We start from the raw sequence: 17,884 nt of genomic DNA, 5'->3' as shown, positions 1-17,884 counted from the left end.
GTTACTCCAGGTCTTCGCTCGGGGTGCTGGTGCCAGTCTCCCCGTTCGGATCATTGTCATGCCCGGCGCCGGCCTCCTCCGGCCCGGACGTCGCGCGGCTGTGCCCGTCCGGGACCGCGCCGCCCCCGCCGTCGGCCGCCGCTCCGGCGATGGTCTCCTCGCGTCCCGCGGTGAGCCAGCGCCGCATGACGTCCAGCAGGTGGTCCAGGTCGACCGGCTTGGTCACGTAGTCCGTGGCTCCCGCCGCGAGGCTGCGCTCGCGGTCCCCCTGCATCGCCTTGGCGGTGAGCGAGATGATCGGCAGACCGGCGAACTGCGGCATCTCCCGGATCCGCTGGGTGGTCTGGTTGCCGTCCAGCTCGGGCATCATCACGTCCATCAGGACGAGCGCGATGTCCTCGTTGGCCTCCAGCTTGGCGATTCCGGCGTGTCCGTTGTCAGCGTAGAGGACCTCCAGGCCCTGCGCCTCCAGAGCGCTGGTGAGCGCGAAGACGTTGCGGACGTCGTCGTCGACGATGAGGACCCGCTGGCCGCTCAGCACGGCCCGCCGCTCGGGGTCGGTGCGCGGCTCGGACTCGGCCGGCTGCTCGGGCGCCTCGCCCTCGGCGGCCGCCGCGTGGGTCTCGGGCGCCTTGAGCACCGGGACCGTGGGCAGCGGCTCGTCGCTGATGTCGGTGAGGGCTGCCAGTGCCGCGTCGAAGTCCTCGTCCGGCATGGAGAAGCCGTCGTCCAGCGGGGAGGAGCCGAAGCCGCCGGTGTCCGCGCCCCGGCCCGAATCGAGCATCGGCGCCGAGTCCATGCCGCTCAGGCCGCGGATCGGGGACCCGGCCTCCTCGGCCCGCTCCCCCGCGTCGTCGGGCAGGCGCACCGGGAGCAGCAGCGTGAAGGTGGAGCCCTGGTTGGGCACGCTCTGCACGCGGATCTCGCCGCCCAGCAGCCGGGCGAAGTTGCGGCTGATGGACAGGCCGAGGCCGGTTCCGCCGAAGCGCCGCGAGGTGCCGCCGTCGCCCTGGTGGAAGGCCTCGAAGATGACCTGGAGCTTGTCCTCGGCGATCCCGATGCCGGTGTCGGCCACGGTGAACGCGATGACCTCCTCGTTCTCGACGAACATCTCCAGGTCGGCGTCCTCCAGCGCCCACGCGGGCTCGATGAGCAGCCGCACCTCCCCCTGCGGGGTGAACTTGACGGCGTTGGAGAGCAGGTTGCGCAGTATCTGCTGGAGCCGCTGCTCGTCGGTCCACAGCGTGCCGGGGATGTCCGGCGACACGTCCACGGCGAAGGCGAGCCCCTGGTCCCCGGTGACCGGGCGGAAGGTGGCCTCGACGTAGTCGACCAGCTGGGCGATGGAGACCTCGCTGGGCTGCACCTCGGCGCGCCCGGCCTCCACCTTGGACAGGTCGAGGATCTCGTCGATGAGCAGCAGCAGGTCGCTGCCCGCCTTGTGGATGGTCTGGGCGAACTCGACCTGCTTGGCGGACAGGTTCTGCTCGGCGTTGTCGGCGAGCAGGCGGGCCAGGATCAGCAGGCTGTTGAGCGGCGTGCGCAGCTCGTGGGACATGTTCGCCAGGAACTCGGACTTGTACTTGGAGGAGACCTGGAGCTGGTGGGCGCGCTCCTCCAGGGCGTTGCGGGAGCGCTGGATCTGCTGGTTCTGGAGCTCGATCGCCCGGTTCTGGTTGGCGAGCTGGGTGGCCTTCTGGCGGAGCTCGGCGTTCTTGCCGCGCAGCTCCTCCTGTTGGCGCTGGAGCTCGTTGGAGCGTTCCCTGAGCTGGCTGGTGAGCTGCTGGGACTGTTCGAGCAGGTCCTCGGTGCGGTTGTTGGCCAGGATGGTGTTGATGGTGGTGCCGAGCAGGCTCACCAGCTGGCGCAGGAAGTTCTTGTGGCTCTCGCGGAAGTCGTCGTAGGAGGCGAACTCGATGGCGCCCAGCGAGCGCCCCTCGGAGACGATCGGCAGGATGTACAGGTTGCGCGGGGAGGCCTCGCCCAGGCCCGACCGGACCTTGACGTAGTCCGGCGGGATGTTGGAGATCTGCTGTTCCACCTGCTGGGCGAGGGCCTCGCCGACCAGGCCGATGCCCGCGCGGACGCGGCGGCGGTCCTCGTCGGGGTCGAAGCCGAAGCCCGCGTAGAACAGGAAGTTCTCCTGGTCGTCCTGGTCCTCGGGCAGGTAGCAGGCGCCGTGCTGGGCGCCGATGAGCGGCGTCACCTCGGTCATGATGAGGCGGGCCAGCTCCTTGAGGTCGCGGTGGCCCTGGATGTGGCCGGAGATACGGGCCACGTTGGACTTGAGCCAGTCGGCGTCGCGCTGGGTGGCGGTGGTCTCGCGCAGGTTGGACACCATCAGGTTGATGTTGTGCTTGAGCTGCTCCATCTCACCGCGGGCGTCGACCTGGATGTTGCGGGTCAGGTCGCCCTTGGCGACGGCGTTGGCGACCTCGGCGATCGCCCGCACCTGCGTGGTCAGGTTGCCCGCCAGGCCGTTCACGCTGTCGGTGAGCTGCTTCCAGGTGCCGGTCACGCCCTCGACCTTGGCCTGGCCGCCCAGCTGGCCCTGGCTGCCCACCTCGTGGGCCACGCGGGTGACCTCGGTGGCGAACGCCGACAGCTGGTCGACCATGGTGTTGACCGTCGTCTTGAGCTCCAGGATCTCCCCCTGGGCGTTGACGTCGATCTTCTTGTTGAGGTCGCCCGCCGCCACGGCCGTGGTCACCTCGGAGATGTTGCGCACCTGCGTGGTGAGGTTGTGCGACATCGAGTTGACGTTCTCGGTGAGGTCGTTCCAGATGCCGGAGACGCCCTTGACGTCGGCTCGGCCGCCCAGTTTGCCCTCGGTGCCGACCTCGCGGGCCACCCGGGTGACCTCGTCGGCGAACGCGGAGAGCTGGTCCACCATGACGTTGATGGTGTCCTTCAGCTCCAGGATCTCGCCCTTGGCGTTGACCGTGACCTTCTTGGTCAGGTCGCCCGCGGCCACCGCGCGCGTGACCATGGAGATCTGGCGCACCTGGTAGGTCAGGTTGTTGGCCATGGAGTTGACGTTGTCGGTCAGGTCCTTCCAGACCCCGGACACGTCGCGGACGTGGGCCTGTCCGGCCAGCTTGCCCTCCGTGCCCACCTCACGGGCGACCCTGGTCACCTCGCCGGCGAAGGAGTCCAGCTGGTCGACCATCTTGTTGATGGTGTCCTTGAGGTCGAGCATCTCCCCCTGGGCGTCCACGGTGATCTTCTTGGTGAGGTCACCGGTGGCGACCGCCGTCGTCACCTGGGAGATGTTGCGGACCTGGTAGGTGAGGCTGTTGGCCATGGAGTTGACGTTGTCGGTCAGGTCCTTCCAGATGCCCGACACGCCCTTGACGTTGGCCCGGCCGCCCAGCTTGCCCTCCGTACCGACCTCGCGCGCCACGCGCGTGACCTCGTCGGCGAAGGAGTCGAGCTGGTCGACCATGGTGTTCACGGTGTTCTTCAGGGCGAGCATCTCGCCCTGCACGTCGACCTGGACCTTCTGGGTGAGGTCGCCGCGGGCCACGGAGGTCGTCACCTGGGAGATGTCGCGCACCTGGTTGGTGAGGTTGTCCGCCATCGAGTTGACGTTCTCGGTGAGGTCCTTCCAGATGCCCCGCACGCCGCGCACGTTGGCGCGGCCGCCGAGCTTGCCCTCGGTGCCCACCTCGCGGGCCACACGGGTGACCTCGTCGGCGAAGGTGGACAGCTGGTCCACCATGGTGTTGACGGTGTCCTTGAGGTCGAGCATCTCGCCCTGTACGTCCACCGTGATCTTGCGGCTGAGGTCGCCGCGGGCGACGGCGGTGGTCACCTCGGAGATGTCGCGCATCTGGTCGGTCAGGCGCGAGGACATCTGGTTGACCGACTCGGTCACCTCGCGCCAGGCTCCGGAGACCCCCTCGACCTGCGCGGTGCCGCCGAGCTTGCCCTCGGTGCCCACCTCGCGGGCCACACGGGTGACCTCCCCGGCGAAGCCGCTCATCTGGTCGGCCATGCGGTTGACCGTGGTGGCCAGGCGCAGCAGGTCGCCCTTGAGCTCGCCGCGGCGGCCCTCGGTGGAGGCGCGGCGGCTGAGCTGGCCCTCCGCGACCGAGTCCAGGACCCCGGCGACGTCGGTCACGGGTTCGGCGACCTCGTCGAGCAGGAGGTTGAGCGCCTGGGCGCTCTCGCCCCAGGCGCCCCGGGCGGGGTTGACGTTGACGCGCTCGTTGAGCCTGCCCTCGTTGCGGACGACGTCGCCGACGCGCTGGAGTTCGTCGCTGAGCTGTTCGCTGTGGTCGACCACCTCGTTGAAGACGGACGCGATCTCCCGCATGGTGCCGCCGCCGCGCTTGCGCAGACGGACGCTGAAGTCGCCGTCGCGCATGCGGTACAGGGCCCGCAGAATCTCGTCGAGCTGGTCGTCGGCCGCCAGTTCCTTGACCGCCTCGGGCATCGAACCCCCTCCTCAGCCTGCTCCGCCACCTCGGCCTCCCGTCCCGGCCCCCGTGGGCCGGGCGCCCGCGGGCGGATCGGCCCCGCGGAGCGCGCACGGGACAGGGGGCCACGCGGCGTCCGCCGCGCCGGCCCCCTGGTGGCACCCCCGTCACGCTACCGGTGAGAGGTACCACCCGAAAGAAGCGCATGTGTCGACTTACACTAACCGCCCGGACCGCCCCGCACAGGTGGCTTGGCGATGTTGTCCGCCCGCCGCCGCGTCCGGAGGCGGGCAGGTTCGGCGCGGTCCCCGGGAGCGCGGCCCCCGTGAGTACGACCGCCGGGCGGCCCCCGGGAGCACGGACCGCCGGGCGGAAGTGACGGTTCGCGCGGCACCGGTCACCCCGGCACGCGTATCGTGGCAGTGACCACCACCCCCCGCGCACGCATCCAGTGACGAAGGACACCGACGGCTTGCCAGCACACGACGCGTCGAAGGTCGCTCGACGAGAGTTCCCTCCCGCCCCGGAGACCGCGGCGGCGGCCCGCGAGTTCGTTCACGACACCCTCCTGTCCTGGGGTGTGACCGACCCCTCCGACGACGTGATCCTGCTGGTGAGCGAGCTGGTCACCAACGCCGTCATCCACGCGCGCTCGTCCCTGGACGTGACCGTGCGCCGGTCGGAGGGCGCGACCGAGGTGATGGTCACCGACTCCGTGCCCGAACGCGCGGTCCCGCAGGCCGGTCCCCTGTCGGTGGACACCTCCCCGTCCCGGGAGAACGGGCGCACCGGCGGTCTGGGGCTGGCCCTGGCGTCGGCGATCGCGTCGAGCTGGGGCGTGAGCTACGGGCGCAACGACAAGGCCGTGTGGTTCCGGATCGAGGACGACTCGGGGGAGCGCGCCTCCCTGGAGTCCCCGCCGGTGCGCAGGAGCCCCTCCCGTACCGGGCGCCCCGCCCCGTGGTCGGCGCTGGACTCCGCCCTGGGCTCGCGGCTGTCCCTGCCGCAGCTGCTGGAGCGCACCGTGGAGCACTCGGCCACGGCGCTGGGCGCGGACGCGGCCTACATCACGCTGGCCACGTCCGACGAGACCATGTGGGAGGTGCGCGCCGCGGTCGGGCTGACCCCGGGCGGCGCCCCGTGGCGGCCGCTGCGCGTGCGCACGGAGGAGATCTTCCCGTCGTCGGCGCCGGAGCCGGGCGCGGTGATCAACGACGACCTGATGATCGCCCGCGCCAGCCGGGGGCGCCTGTCGCGGGCGGGGATGCGTTCGCTGGTCACGGCGCCGCTCATCGTGGACGGGCGGGTGGTCGGCCTGCTGGGGGTGGCCTCCCGGCGGGCCCGGCACTTCGGGGCGTCGGCGGCCAAGCGGCTCCAGGAGGGCGCGAACCTGATCGCGCTGCCGGTGGAGAGGGCCCGGCTGGCCGAGGTGGAGCTGAGCAGGCGGGCCTCGCTGAGCTTCCTGGCCGAGGCCAGCGACCTGCTCGCGGGCACGCTGGACGAGCGGATGACGGGCGCGCTGGCGGCGCAGCTGATCACCTCGCGGCTGGGCCGGTGGTGCGCCATCGAGACGATCAACGAGATGGGCGTCTCGCAGCTGACGCACGTGGTGCACAGCGACGAGAACTACAACGACATCCTGCGCGCGCTGCTGACCGGGCTGCCGCCGCACGAGCAGAGGGAGCCGCAGCCGCTGTGGTCCCCGGCCGAGCTGGCCAAGGAGGGGCTGGACGAACAGCTCGTCCGGGAGCTGGCGAGCGGTCCGGCGATCTGCGTCCCGCTGGTGGCGCACGGGCGCGCGCTGGGGCGGATGACGATCGGCAAGAACGAGTCGGACGACTTCACCCGCGAGGAGGTGGACGTCGCCGACGACCTGAGCAGCCGGGTGGCGTCGGCGATGGAGAACGCGCGGCTGCACGAGAAGCAGGCCGCGATGAGCGACGCCCTCCAGCGCAGCCTGCTGCCGGCCAAGGAGAAGGAGCCGGTGATCCCGAACGTGGACCACGCGGTGTTCTACCGTCCGGCCGACGAGCGCAACGTGGTGGGCGGGGACTTCTACGACGTGTTCGCGGCGAGCGGCCGGTGGTGCTTCGCCATCGGCGACGTGTGCGGGACGGGCCCGGAGGCGGCGGCCGTGACCGGTCTGGCGCGGCACACGCTGCGGGCGCTGGCCAAGGAGGGGTTCACGCCCTCGCACATCATGCAGCGGCTGAACATGGCGATCCTGGACGAGAACACCTCGACCCGGTTCCTGACGATGCTGTACGGGGAGATGACCCCGGCCACGGACGGCGGGGGCGGGATGCGGCTGCGGATGGTCTCGGCCGGGCACCCGCTGCCGCTGCGGCTGAACCAGAAGGGCGAGGTACTGCCGTTCGGCGCCTCGCAGCCGCTGCTGGGCGCGTTCGAGGACGTGGGGTTCACGACCGAGAACGTGGACATCCGCCCCGGCGAGGTGGTGCTGGCGGTGACCGACGGCGTGACCGAGCGGCGCAGCAACACGGACATGCTCGGCGACGAGGGGCTGATGGAGATCTTCTCCGGCTGCGCGGGGCTGACCGCCCAGGCGGTGATCAGCCGCATCGACCGGGAGCTGGAGGAGTACGCCCCGGGCGGGCGCAGCGACGACACCGCGATGCTGGTGCTGCGCTTCCTCTAGGCCGAGCCTCCCCGGGGCGGCCCGGCCGGGGGCGGGGGGACCCCGCACGCCGCACCGGCGACCGCTCCGGCCGGCGCCCCGGTCTGCCGGGGCCCGGCGGGGCCTACAGCCAGCCCATGTCCTGGGCGGTGCGGATGGCGGACATGCGGTTGTCGGCGCCGGTCTTGCCGATGGCGTTGGAGAGGTAGTTGCGCACGGTGCCCTCGGTCAGGTGGAGGGCGGCGGCGATCCTGGCGACGGTGGCGCCGTCGGAGGCGGCGCGCAGCACCTCGGTCTCGCGGTCGGTGAGCGGGCTCTCGCCGCCGACCATCGCGGCGGCGGCGAGGTCGGTGTCGATGTAGCGCCCGCCCTCGTGCACACGGCGGATGGCGCCCGCGAGCTGGTCGACGGGGGCGTCCTTGGCCAGGAAGCCGCGCGCGCCGGAGGACAGGGCGCGGCGCAGGTAGCCGGGGCGGCCGAAGCTGGTGAGGATGACGACGCCGCAGTCGGGGGCGTCCGTCCGCAGCCGCGCGGCCACCTCCAGCCCGGTGGCGCCGGGCATCTCGATGTCCAGGACGGCGATCTCGGCGCCGTGCCGGAGGACGGCGTCGACCACCTCGTCGCCCCGGCCGACCTCGGCGACGACCTCCAGGTCGTCCTCCAGTCCGAGGAGGGCGGCGATGGCCCCCCGCACGAGGTGTTCGTCATCGGCCAGCACGATCTTGATCAAGGTCGGCTCTTCTCCGGTGTCTCGCTTGGGCTTCGGCACGATATCGTTTCGGGCATTGTGGTGCATACGGCGCCTACGGGAAGCGCGCCGGGGTAACGGGCGACGTGTCGGGTCGCAGTATCGGGGTTCGGATGCTCTCACGGACCTCGGGGCCGGTCACCGACGGCCCGGTCCGACGGCGCTGGGCCACGGGACCGCCGACGCGGACCGAGCGGGGGCACGGCAGGGGCGGAAGGACTCGAAACCCCGGCATATCGCGCTCTCACCCTGTTCTAACCCATGCGCCGCATGATGGAACACGTCACTGAACATCGTCCCGTCAGCCGGAGGATGAGTTGAACCCCAACGAACCGAGTGCAGGTACCGAGCCCGGTGCGGCGGCCGGGAGCGGGCTTCCCGAGCACCGTCCCGCCGAGCCCGCCGACCAGGCGGGGCCCTCCGGCCCGCACGAGGGGGGCTCCTCCACAGGTGACGGGACCGATGTCCGCGGCGCGTCCGGCGGGGAGCACGGGGGTGTCCCCGCCGGACAGGACGACCTGACCCACGGGGCCGAGCACGCCGGGCCCCAGCGGTCCTTCGGGGGTTCCGAGTCGCAGGGGGCCGGCGGGGAGTCCGGGGCCGGGGAGCCGGGCGAGCGCGTGGAGCGGCCCGCGCAGCACGAGCCCGGCGGGTACACCGGCGTGTGGCAGAGCGGCGAGCAGCCCGGCGGGCACCCCGGCGCCGAGCGGAGCGGCGGGTACGCTGCGGCCGGACAGACGGGGGAGGGATTCCCGTCCCAGCAGGGCGGACACCCGGGGGCCGAGCGGCACGGGTGGCCGGAGACCGGCCCCGCGGGGACGGGGCCGACCTTCTCCCCGCCCGGACAGCCGCCGAGGTGGGCCACCGGGCCCAACGACCCGGAGCACGCCTCCTACACCTTCCCGCCGCCCGGGGGCGGCTACGGCGCCGCCGCAGGCGGCCAGCACGAGCAGTTCTCCGCCCACCACCCCGCTCCCCCGCACGGCGGGCAGAACGGCCCCCACGGGCCGGTCGGGCACGGGCAGCCGCCGTACGGTGACGGCGGCGCGTTCGGGGCAGGCGGCCCCGGCGGTCCCGGGGACCACGGCGGCCACGGCGGGCAGCCCCCGTTCGGCGGCGCCTTCCCCGGGTCGGTGCCCCCGCAGGGAAGCGGCGGGAAACGCGGCTCCGGCAGGATCGTGACCGTCGCCGCGATCACCGCCCTGGTCACGAGCCTCATCGTGGGCCCGATGACGGCCCTGGGCACCGCCTACCTGTTCCCCAACGGCCTGAGCGGGCCGATCAGCTCGCTCAACCAGGAGCAGGAGAGCACGCAGACCGAGGGCGAGGTGGGCGAGGTCGCCGACACGGTCCTGCCGAGCGTGGTGTCCATCCGCACCGCCAACGGCGGCGGCAGCGGTGTGGTCATCTCCTCCGACGGCCAGATCCTCACCAACGCGCACGTCGTGGCCGCCGCCGAGGGCGGTCCGATCGAGGTGCTGTTCAATGACGGCAGCTCCGCGCGCGCCGAGGTCCTGGGATCGGACCCGGTCTCCGACATCGCGGTGATCCAGGCGGAGGGGCGCAACGACCTCACCCCGGCCGCCCTCGGCGACTCCGAGCAGGTCGGCGTGGGCGCCGAGGTGGTCGCGATCGGTTCCCCGCTGGGGCTGTCGGGCACGGTGACCACGGGTGTGGTCAGCGCGCTGAACCGTCCGGTGAACACCGGGCAGTCCGGGCAGACGTCCACGGTGATCAACGCGATCCAGACGGACGCGGCGATCAACCCCGGCAACTCGGGCGGCCCGCTGGTGAACATGAACGGCGAGGTCATCGGGATCAACACCGCGATCGCGGGCGTCTCGCAGGACAGCGGCTCGGTGGGGCTGGGCTTCGCCATCCCGATCAACCAGGTCCGCCCCATCGCGGAGCAGCTGGTCGAGGACGGCAGCGCGAGCTACCCGGCGATCGAGGCGACCATCACCAACTCCCGCGTCGGCGGCGCGGAGATCGTGGAGGTCACCGAGGGCGGCGCGGCCGCCGAGGCCGGGCTCCAGGCCGGTGACGTGGTGGTGTCCGTGGACGGCGAGCAGGTGTCCACGCCGGACGAGCTGATCGCGCAGATCCGGATCCGCCAGCCCGGCGAGGAGGTGACCCTGGGGGTCGTCCCCGACGGCGGCAGCGGCTCCGAGGAGGAGGTCACGGTGACGCTCGGGGAGCAGAGCGTGGAGGCGGCCCAGAACGAGGAGGGCGGGAACTGACGGGCGAGACCCCGGTTCCCCCGCACACGGGCGGCCTCGGACCCTCGGGTCCGGGGCCGCCCGTCGTGTGCCCGGCGGCGGGCGGGACGGTCACGGACCGAAGGCGCGGCGGATCGGGGCCGCGCGGCGTGTGCGCGGCGGAGCGGGTCCGGGGCACGCGAGCCGCGGTCCGTTGTCTGTCGGCGCGGCCGGACTTGTGGGTAGGCGGAAGGGGCGCGGGGGTTCCCTCCCCCGCGCCGCGTGCCACCGAGCGGTCGCCCGGCGGCCACCGAGAGGTCGGCGGGGGTCAACGCGGGTGACCCACACTCGGGCGTACGCGGCGACCCGACAAAGGAGATCAGGTCATGTCCACGTCCTTCGCCTCCCCCGCGGTGGCGGCACCGCCCCGGCCCGCCGTCGGCGCGACTCGCCGCACCCGGGTCCTGATCGGTACCGACACCTATCCCCCCGACGTGAACGGCGCCGCGTACTTCACCGCCCGCCTCGCCCGCGGTCTGGCCGCGCGCGGAGCGCGGGTGCACGTGGTGTGCCCCTCCCCCGAGGGCGCCCCGTACACGGCGGAACGCGGCGGGGTGGTCGAGCACCGGCTGCGCTCGGTGTCCTCCCTGGTCCACGACAGCGTGCGGCTCGCGGTCCCGCTGGGCGTGCGCGGCCACCTGGACCGGCTCCTGGACCGGGTGCGGCCGGACGCCGTCCACATCCAGAACCACTTCCTCGTCGGCCGGATGCTGGCCGCCGCCGCGCACGCCCGAGGCGTGCCCGTGGTCGCCACCAACCACTTCATGCCGGAGAACCTCTTCGACTACGTGCACGTGCCCGCGCCGCTGCGCCCGCACGCGGCCCGGCTGGCCTGGTGGGACCTGGGCGCGGTGCTGTCCCGGGCCGAGCACGTGACCACGCCCACCCCGGCGGCGGCGCGGCTGCTGGTCGACCAGGGGTTCACCCGGCCGGTCGAACCGGTCTCGTGCGGGATCGACCTGGACCGGTTCAGCCCGCTGGACGGCGGCGCGGCCACCCGGCGGCGGCTGCGCGCCCGGCTGGGCGTGCCGGACCACAGGACGGTGCTGTTCGTGGGGCGGCTGGACGAGGAGAAGCGCGTGGACGAACTCGTGCGCGCGGTGGCCCTGACCGACGGGGTGCAGCTCGTGCTGGCCGGGCACGGCGCGCACCGGGCGCGGCTGGAGGAGCTGGCGGCGGAGGTCGGCGCGGCCGACCGGGTGGTGTTCCTGGGCTTCGTGCCGCACGCCGACCTGCCCGACGTGTACCGGTGCGCTGACGTGTGGGCCATCGCCGGGACCGCCGAACTCCAGAGCATCGCCACCCTGGAGGCGATGGCGAGCGGCCTGCCGGTGGTGGCGGCGGACGCCATGGCGCTGCCGCACCTGGTGGAGGAGGGCGGCAACGGGTACCTGTACCCGCCCGGCAGCCCGGGGGCGCTGGCCGCACGCGTGGAGTCGGTGGTCGCCGACGAGGGCCGACGGCTCGGGATGGGCGCGCGCAGCCGCGACATGGCGGAGCTGCACCGGCTGGAGGACTCGCTGGAGCGGTTCGAGCGGATCTACCGCGAGGCGTCCGCCGGTGCGGGGGCCGGCGCCGGAGCCGGTGCGACGCGCAGCGGGCGGTGACCGGCGGTTCCGACGCGGCGTCCGCGTGAGCGCTGGATCCTCACCCGCGCGCCTTCTGCTCCCCGTCCCGCGGCGGTGTGAACAGCGGCAGGTGGAAGCCGATGGCGGCGCCGCCGCCCTCCCTGTTGCGGGCGAACACCCTGCCCCCGTGCGCCTGCGCGATCTCCCTGACCATGGACAGGCCGAGCCCCGAACCGGGCAGGCCGCGGGCGACGGCGGCCCTGTAGAAGCGCTCGAAGACGTGGTCGAGTTCGGCCGGGTCGATGCCGGGCCCCCGGTCCAGGACCTCCACCGTCCCAGCGCGCACGCGGATCTCGATGGGCGCGGTGCCCTCGGGGTCGAACTTGGCGGAGTTCTCGACCGGGTTGGAGACGGCGCGCTCCAGGGAGCCGGGGCGTCCCCACACGACGCTGTCGTCGGCGTCCACGACGATGTCGCGGCCGGTGCGGCGACGGGTGCGCTTGGCGACCTTCTCGGCGATCCCGGCGAGGGGGACGGCGCTCATCTGCTCGTCCTCGTGGTCGCCGGTGGCCAGGCCGACCAGTTCGTTGACCAGGGCGGTGAGTTCGCGGGTCTCGCCGCGCAGGTCCTCGATGAGGCCGGCGCGCGCCTCCGGGCTGAGCCGGTCCACCCTGTCGAGCACCTGCACGTTGGTGTACAGGCTGGTCAGCGGGGTGCGGAGTTCGTGCGCGGCGTCCTGGACGAGGCGGCGCTGCTCGTCCTTGGAACGGGCCAGCCGGGCGAGCATGGCGTTGAACGCGCTGGTGAGGCGGCCGACCTCGTCGCGGCCGACGTCCTCCTCGCGGCTCTCGCCGCTCCGGCCGGGGTCCACGGGGTCGAGCCGCCCGGTGGAGCTGACGTACTCGGCCGCCTCGGTGAGGCGCACCAGGCGGCCGGTGGTGCGGTGGCCCACCAGCCAGCCCGCGGCGGCCGCGCACAGGGCGACGAACAGGCCCACCCACAGGATCTGCGTGGCCAGCCGGTCGATCATCAGCTCGGTCGGGGACAGGCGCTGGAGGAGCTGGAGGGCCCCGGCGCCGTCGCCGAGGGAGACCGTGGCCAGCCGGTACTCCTGCCCGCCGATGGCCTGCTCGCGCATGTCGACGATGCCGGGCCGGGCCTCCTCGGCGACCTCCAGGTCCCTCTGCGACGGTGCGAACAGGATGATCTCGGACGGGTCGGCGATGTTGACCGTCCTGCTGCCGTCGGGTTCGAGGAGCTGGAGCTGGAACTTGTCGCTGGGCAGGAACGGTCCGGGACCGGCGGAGCCGCCCCGCCCCTGCTGGTGGTAGTCGACGAGCTGGTCGGACAGGGCGGTGACGGTGCTCTCGAACTCGGTGCGGGCGTCGGAGCGGATGAGCGCGGCGGCGGTGGTGTAGGCGAGGGTGCCGACCAGGGCGATGACGACGGTGGCGACCAGCGCGAAGATCACCGCGAAGCGGGTGCCCAGCCGCCAGTCGCCCGGTTGGAGCAGTGTCCGGCGCCACCTCGGGACGGCGGTGCGCGCGGCGGACACGAGGGCCCTGAGACCGGACGCGGCGCCAGAGCCGTGCGGGGTACCGGGGCCGTGCGGGGCGTCGGATGCGGGCGAGGCTCCAGGGCCGTGCGGAACGCCGTGTCCGGGTTCCCGCGGGGTGCCGTCGTCGGGTCGCACGGGGCTCAACCCTGCGGCCGGAGCGTGTAGCCGACCCCGCGCACGGTCTGGATCAGCGGCGGACCGCCGTCCTCCAGCTTGCGGCGCAGGTAGCTGATGTAGACGGCGAGGTTCTTGGACTCGGGGCCGAAGTCGTAGCCCCAGATGCGGTCGTAGATGGTGGAGTGGTCCAGGACGATCCCGGCGTTGCGCACCAGGAGTTCGAGCAGGTCGAACTCGGTCTTGGACAGCTCGACCTCGCGGTCGCCGCGCCAGACCCGGCGGGAGGCCGGGTCCAGGGACAGCTCGCCGACGCGCAGCGGTCCCTGTTCCGATGCATCCTCGGGAAAGGGCGCGGCCCGGCGCAGCAGTGCGCGCAGCCGGGCGAGGAGTTCCTCCAGCTCGAAGGGCTTGGCGAGGTAGTCGTCGGCCCCCGCGTCGAGCCCCGCCACACGGTCCGGCGTCTCCACGCGCGCGGTGAGCATGAGGATGGGCGTGCGGTCGCGCTCGGCGCGCAGCACGCGGGCCACCCCGAGCCCGTCCACTCCCGGCATCATCACGTCGAGGACGAGCAGGTCGACGGGGTCGGCGTGCACGGCGGCGAGTGCCTGGACCCCGTCCGGTACCGTCCTGACCCTGTAGCCCTCCAGTTGGAGCGCGCGTTCCAGTGAGTCCCTGATCGCGCGGTCGTCGTCGGCGACCAGAACCGTGGCGGTGGCTTCCATGGCGCCCATGGTTCCGTATGAGGGTGAGAGCGCGGTAAGAGCGGGGTGGGGCGCGTGTCAGACTCCGCGCCGGTCAGGGCCCGCGCGGACCGGGCGGGCCCGCACGGGGCCCGCCCGCCCTCCGCCGGGGTCCGGGTTCAGGCCCCGGGGTCGAACGCGCGGGTCCGGGCCATCCCGGCCGCGCGCCCCTTGCCCGCGACCACGAGCGCCATCTTGCGGGAGGCCTCGTCGAGCATCTCCTCGCCGAGCATGACGGCGCCGCGCCGGTCCACGGTGGTGGCGTGGGCGTAGGCGTCCAGGATCAGCTCGGCGTGGTCGTAGTCCTCCTGGGAGGGCGCGAACACCTCGTTGGCGGCCTCCACCTGGAGCGGGTGCAGGACCCACTTGCCGTCGAAGCCGAGGGCGGCCGTGCGCCCGGCGGAGCGGCGGAACGCGTCCACGTCCCGGATCTGGAGGTAGGGGCCGTCGATGGCCTGGAGCCCGTGGGCGCGGGCGGCCGTGAGGATGCGCATGAGCACGTAGTGGTAGGCGTCGCCGGTGTCGTAGCCGGGCGGCTGCTCGCCGACGACCAGGCTCTTCATGTTGATGGAGGCCATGAAGTCGGCGGGCCCGTAGACGAGGCTCTCCAGGCGGGGCGAGGCCGCGGCGATCCCGTCCACGGCCACCAGGCCGCGGGCGTCCTCGATCTGCGCCTCGATGCCGATCCGGCCGACCTCCAGCCCGACGGCGCGCTCGATCTGGGTGAGGAGGGTGTCGAGCCACTGGACGTCGCGGGCCGAGGTGACCTTGGGCAGGACCAGGGCGTCGAGTTCGGCCCCGGCTCCCTCGACGACGGTGACGACGTCGCGGTAGGCCCACCCGGTGGTGACGTCGTTCACGCGGACGGACCGCACCTTGCCGCCCCATCCGCCGTCGTTGAGCGCCCGGACGACGGCGTGGCGGGCGGAGTCCTTCTCCAGGGGCGCGACCGCGTCCTCCAGGTCGAGGAAGAAGGCGTCCGCGTCCAATTCCCGCGCCTTGTCCACGAACCGGGGGTTGGACCCCGGCACCGCGAGTACCGACCGCCGCGACCTGAGTTCGCCCATCGCCGTCCGTCCCCCTGCTCCACTCGTCCGCCTGCGCGCGGTCCGCACCGGTCGGCCGCGCGGGAGCGCGGTCGCGGCGCCAGCCGTCCGGCCGGGTCGGCCGCCTCCGCCGGGCGGGACCGCGCCGCCCATCATCGCACCGTGCGGTGCATAGAGTGAGTCCGGGCCCCTGGTGGGGCGCAGGGGAATTCCAGGGGGGAAACGAGCATGTCCGGCACGTCGTCGTATCCGACCAGCGCCCACTGGGGCAGTTACCGGGTGGTCGTCGAGGACGGCCGGGTGGTCGGAACCCTCCCCGACCCGGACGACCCGGCGCCGTCCCCGGTGATCGCCAACACCCCCGCCGCCCAGCACCACGCCTCGCGGGTGGCGCGTCCGGCGGTGCGGCGGCGCTGGCTGGAGAACGGACCCGGCCCGGACCCGCTCCGGGGGGACCCGGACGACGCCTACGTCGAGGTGGAGTGGTCCACGGCGCTGGACCTGCTCGCCGGTGAGCTGGACCGGGTGCGCGGCGCGTACGGGAACGCGGCGATCTACGGCGGTTCGTACGGCTGGGGCAGCGCGGGGCGGATCCACCACGCGCAGAGCCAGCTGCACCGGTTCCTCAACGTGATCGGCGGGTACACGCGCTCGCGCACCACCTACAGCCACGGCGCGGTGGAGGTCCTCTTCCCGCGGATCATCGGCGTCCCGGCGGCGAACCGGCTGCTGCACCGGGCCCCGTCGTGGACGCGGATCCGCGAGCACACCGAGCTGCTGGTGAGCTTCGGCGGGCTGCGGGTGTCCAACACGTGGACCTCCTCGGGCGGGCGCGCCGCCCAGACCGCCGGTCCGGCGATGCGCGACGCGTCCGGGGCCGGGGTGGAGTTCGTGTCGGTCTCGCCGCTGCTGGACGACACCCCCGAGGACGTCAAGGCCGAGTGGGTCTCCCTCAACCCGGGGACCGACACGGCGGTGATGCTGGCGCTGATGCACGTGCTGTTCACCGAGGGCCTGGCCGACACCGCCTTCCTGGACCGCTACACCGTGGGCGCGGACGTGCTGCGCGCGTACGTGCTGGGCGAGCGCGACGAGCGGGGCGGCCCGGACGGGACCGCGCGGACGCCGGAGTGGGCCGAGCGGATCAGCGGGGTCTCGGCCGACGAGCTGCGGTCTCTGGCGCGGCGGATGGCGGCGCGGCGCACGCTGGTCAACGTGGGGTGGTCGGTGCAGCGGGCCCGGTACGGCGAGCAGCCGTTGTGGGCCGGGCTTGCGCTGGCGTGTTGCCTGGGGCAGGTGGGGCTGCCGGGCGGCGGTTTCGCGTCCGGGTACGGGTCCATGGGCAACTACGGGGGCGGCGCGACGCCGCTGGGGCTGCCGAGGATGCCGCAGGGCAACAACGCGGTGGACTCGTTCATCCCGGTGGCGCGGGTGGCCGACATGCTGCTGGAGCCGGGCGGGCGCTACGACCACGACGGCGAGGAGAGGCGGTACCCGGACATCCGGCTGGTGTACTGGGCCGGGGGCAACCCCTTCCACCACCACCAGGACCTGAGGCGGTTGACCGAGGCGTTCGGGCGGCCGGAGACGGTGGTGGTGAACGAGACGCACTGGACCGCGACGGCGCGGCACGCCGACATCGTGCTGCCGGCCACGACGGTGCTGGAGCGCGACGACATGGCCGCGAGCCAGGGCGACCTGAGCGTGCGGGCGATGCCGCGCGCGGTGGCGCCGCACGGGCAGGCGCGCGACGAGTACGACACCTACGCCGACCTGGCCGAGAGGCTGGGGGTGCGCGAGGAGTTCACCGAGGGGCGCACGAGCGGCGAGTGGATGCGCGTGGTGTACGGGCGCTGGCGGTCGCTGGTGGCGCGGCGGGGCCTGGAGGTGCCGGAGTTCGAGGAGTTCTGGGAGCGCGGGCGGGTGGAGATGCCCGGCCGGGTGGAGGACGAGGCGTTGCTGGGCGAGTTCCGCGCCGACCCGGAGGGCCACGCCCTGCGTACGCCGAGCGGGCGGATCGAGCTGTTCTCGGAGACGATCGCGTCGTTCGGGTACGAGGACTGCCCGGGGCATCCGGTGTGGCTGGCGGGACCGGTGGTGACCGGTTCCGGCGCCCAGGCCGGGCTCGGGGCCGGTGCCGGGGAGTCCGTGGCGACGGACTCGGTGCCTGGGGCCCGAGGGTCGGTGGTAGCGGGTTCCGGTACCCACGCCGGAGCCGGAGAACCGGAGGCGACGGCCTCCGGAGCTGGGGCCCGAGGGTCAGTGGTAGCGGGTTGCGGAGTCGGGGCACCCGTGGTGGACGGCTCCGGTGGTCGGTCCGGGGAGTTCCCCCTGGTGCTGATCGCGAACCAGCCGAGCGGCAGGCTGCACAGCCAGCAGGACATGGGCGCGCACAGCATGTCGCAGAAGGTGCGCGGAAGGGCGCCGTTGCGGATGCGCCCTGAGGAGGCGCAGGCGTGCGGTGTGGCTGACGGGGACGTGGTGCGGGTGTCCAGCGCCACGGGCTCGTGCCTGGCGGGCGTGGTGGTGAGCGACGCACTGCGGCCGGGGGTCGTGCAGCTGTCCACGGGGGCCTGGTACGACCCCTCGTCGGAGGACGTGACGTGCGCGCACGGGAACCCGAACGCGCTGACGGAGGACGTGGGGACGTCCTCGTTGAGCCAGGGGTGCACGGGTCAGCTGGTGCGCGTGCGCGTCGAACCGTTCACCGGAGAAGTGCCGCCCGTGCGCGCCTTCGAGCCGCCGAGGGGCGTCACCGCGGTCTGACCGCGGCGGGGCCCTCCCCGAGCG

Annotated in this window: 9 protein-coding genes; 4 read left to right on the top strand and 5 right to left on the bottom strand. The window is 73.2% G+C overall.

What is annotated here, in order from left to right:
- Window position 1: 1 nt before the first annotated feature.
- Window positions 2–4,438, bottom strand: a complete 4,437-nt coding sequence (locus NDAS_RS25725) for a HAMP domain-containing protein (RefSeq protein WP_013156189.1) — start codon at window positions 4,436–4,438, stop codon at window positions 2–4.
- A gap of 455 nt (window positions 4,439–4,893) precedes the next feature.
- On the opposite strand from NDAS_RS25725, the gene NDAS_RS25720 reads away from it, so the two are divergent.
- Window positions 4,894–7,080, top strand: a complete 2,187-nt coding sequence (locus tag NDAS_RS25720) for a SpoIIE family protein phosphatase (RefSeq protein ID WP_013156188.1) — start codon at window positions 4,894–4,896, stop codon at window positions 7,078–7,080.
- A 103-nt stretch (window positions 7,081–7,183) separates the two neighbouring features.
- On the opposite strand, the gene NDAS_RS25715 is transcribed toward NDAS_RS25720, so the two are convergent.
- Window positions 7,184–7,789, bottom strand: a complete 606-nt coding sequence (locus NDAS_RS25715) for a response regulator transcription factor (protein ID WP_019610142.1) — start codon at window positions 7,787–7,789, stop codon at window positions 7,184–7,186.
- Window positions 7,790–8,124: 335 nt separating this feature from the next.
- Here NDAS_RS25715 and NDAS_RS25710 point away from each other — a divergent pair, with 335 nt between their 5' ends.
- Both NDAS_RS25710 and NDAS_RS25705 read left to right on the top strand, forming a co-directional pair.
- Window positions 8,125–10,047 carry a trypsin-like peptidase domain-containing protein gene (locus NDAS_RS25710; RefSeq protein WP_013156186.1) on the top strand — a complete coding sequence of 641 codons (1,923 nt, stop codon included), beginning with the start codon at window positions 8,125–8,127 and terminating at the stop codon, window positions 10,045–10,047.
- 344 nt (window positions 10,048–10,391) lie between these two features.
- On the top strand, window positions 10,392–11,672 hold the full coding sequence (locus NDAS_RS25705; RefSeq protein ID WP_013156185.1) for a glycosyltransferase: 1,281 nt from the start codon (window positions 10,392–10,394) through the stop codon (window positions 11,670–11,672).
- A gap of 40 nt (window positions 11,673–11,712) precedes the next feature.
- On the opposite strand, the gene NDAS_RS25700 is transcribed toward NDAS_RS25705, so the two are convergent.
- From NDAS_RS25700 to NDAS_RS25690, 3 genes are all read right to left on the bottom strand, one after another.
- Complete coding sequence (locus tag NDAS_RS25700) at window positions 11,713–13,188, bottom strand: sensor histidine kinase (RefSeq protein WP_013156184.1); 1,476 nt, start codon at window positions 13,186–13,188, stop codon at window positions 11,713–11,715.
- A 143-nt stretch (window positions 13,189–13,331) separates the two neighbouring features.
- The gene (locus NDAS_RS25695; protein ID WP_013156183.1) at window positions 13,332–14,030 is read right to left on the bottom strand and encodes a response regulator transcription factor; all 699 of its coding nucleotides are present in this window, start codon (window positions 14,028–14,030) and stop codon (window positions 13,332–13,334) included.
- A gap of 137 nt (window positions 14,031–14,167) precedes the next feature.
- On the bottom strand, window positions 14,168–15,115 hold the full coding sequence (locus tag NDAS_RS25690) for an HpcH/HpaI aldolase/citrate lyase family protein (protein WP_013156182.1): 948 nt from the start codon (window positions 15,113–15,115) through the stop codon (window positions 14,168–14,170).
- Between the two features lie 207 nt (window positions 15,116–15,322).
- On the opposite strand from NDAS_RS25690, the gene NDAS_RS25685 reads away from it, so the two are divergent.
- Window positions 15,323–17,860 carry a molybdopterin-dependent oxidoreductase gene (locus tag NDAS_RS25685; RefSeq protein WP_013156181.1) on the top strand — a complete coding sequence of 846 codons (2,538 nt, stop codon included), beginning with the start codon at window positions 15,323–15,325 and terminating at the stop codon, window positions 17,858–17,860.
- Window positions 17,861–17,884 lie beyond the last annotated feature (24 nt).

Origin of the sequence: Nocardiopsis dassonvillei subsp. dassonvillei DSM 43111 (genome assembly GCF_000092985.1) — a bacterium.
In the GTDB taxonomy this organism is placed as follows: Bacteria; Actinomycetota; Actinomycetes; order Streptosporangiales; family Streptosporangiaceae; genus Nocardiopsis; species Nocardiopsis dassonvillei.
This window is presented reverse-complemented; position numbering and strand designations above follow the sequence as displayed.

What these genes read in the sequence shown, in the direction of transcription:
- NDAS_RS25705 (WP_013156185.1), top strand. Translation starts at nt 10,392, where the DNA reads ATGTCCACGTCCTTCGCCTCCCCCGCGGTGGCGGCACCGCCCCGGCCC.
- NDAS_RS25725 (WP_013156189.1), bottom strand. Translation starts at nt 4,438, where the DNA reads ATGCCCGAGGCGGTCAAGGAACTGGCGGCCGACGACCAGCTCGACGAG.
- NDAS_RS25695 (WP_013156183.1), bottom strand. Translation starts at nt 14,030, where the DNA reads ATGGAAGCCACCGCCACGGTTCTGGTCGCCGACGACGACCGCGCGATC.
- NDAS_RS25690 (WP_013156182.1), bottom strand. Translation starts at nt 15,115, where the DNA reads ATGGGCGAACTCAGGTCGCGGCGGTCGGTACTCGCGGTGCCGGGGTCC.
- NDAS_RS25685 (WP_013156181.1), top strand. Translation starts at nt 15,323, where the DNA reads ATGTCCGGCACGTCGTCGTATCCGACCAGCGCCCACTGGGGCAGTTAC.